We start from the raw sequence: 1,126 nt of genomic DNA, 5'->3' as shown, positions 1-1,126 counted from the left end.
CGCTCTGTCTTCATTTCCCATGTCAGCGAACGTCGCGGCAGTGCGGCAGCCCGAGAGATGCAATCTCAGGCCGAATCACTGCGGACCAACGCCATCTTCTTTCTCGCAAGGAAACCGTCATGAACGCTGTTGTCCAGATGTTCGATCACGCGCCGCGAAGCCTCGTTGAAGAACGAGCTATCCGCCCGCCCGCGATCGGCAAGATTCGCCCCGGTATCAAGGTGCTCACGCGCGCTCATCAGGGAAATGAAAAAGCCGTCAAGCTCTACAACGACATGGTGGCTTCCGGTGAGTCGTTCGAGGCCATCGGCAAGGTGCTGGAAACGTCGTTGAAGCTGCGTAACGCCCTCGTCCCGCGCAATGTCGATTACTTCGTTTGCAGACGTTCGGATTTTTCAAATCCCGACACGGCTGACGAGATCCTGCGGCTGTATGGCGAGGACCGCGGTCAAGGGTTGCGGCTCTACCGCTTCCCGATCATGTTTGCGTTCGACGACTGGCTGCGCAATGTGCCAAATCAGATGGCCGCGTACACGACAACCGGGCGACAGTACTTCTCGGAGTACGACCGAGACGGCAAGCGCTACTGCAAGACGTACGCACCGGTTGAACGCAATGCACGCGCACAGCGGGCGCGGCGCTCCTTCGGTGGCCGACTGGTCGTTCACCGGCAAGACGACGACATTCCCGATGGCGTCTGCGATCCTCACGTGTGTCCGCAGTACCAGGACCGCAAGTGCAACCTGACGGCGAACTTCGTGTTCGCTGTTCCGGACGTGAAGGGACTCGGTCTGATAGAGCTGCCGACCAACTCGATCTACGTGCTGCAGAAGGCGTATTCGGCGATGCAGACCGTGGCGTTGGCGCGCGGCAGACTCACCGGCACGCGCTTTTGGCTCTCGAAAAAAGAGTTCGACATCACGCGGATCGACGACAACGGCCAGGCCGTGCGTCAGAAGCAGATGTTGACGGTGCTTGACGCCGACATTGACCTGGGCGCGCTGCTGGATGGCGCGGATGAAGCTCAACCGGCGCTCGATGCTGCCAGTCGCGCAGTCGCGCTGCTGGAGTCGGACGGGACGGTACAGTCAATCGGCGATCCGCTTCATCAGCCCGAGCAGCGGCA

Annotated in this window: 1 protein-coding gene; it reads left to right on the top strand. The window is 60.6% G+C overall.

Features of this window, described 5'->3' with window-relative positions; genetic code table 11:
• Nucleotides 1-119: 119 nt before the first annotated feature.
• The coding region (locus AWB81_RS43355) for a recombination directionality factor (RefSeq protein WP_062644756.1) at nt 120-1,126 on the top strand (1,007 nt) is incomplete at its 3' end.

Origin of the sequence: Caballeronia arationis, assembly GCF_001544975.2 — a bacterium.
Taxonomy (GTDB): domain Bacteria; phylum Pseudomonadota; class Gammaproteobacteria; order Burkholderiales; family Burkholderiaceae; genus Caballeronia; species Caballeronia arationis.
The sequence above is the reverse complement of the archived record's forward strand: the minus strand, read 5'-3'. Positions and strand labels throughout refer to the sequence as shown.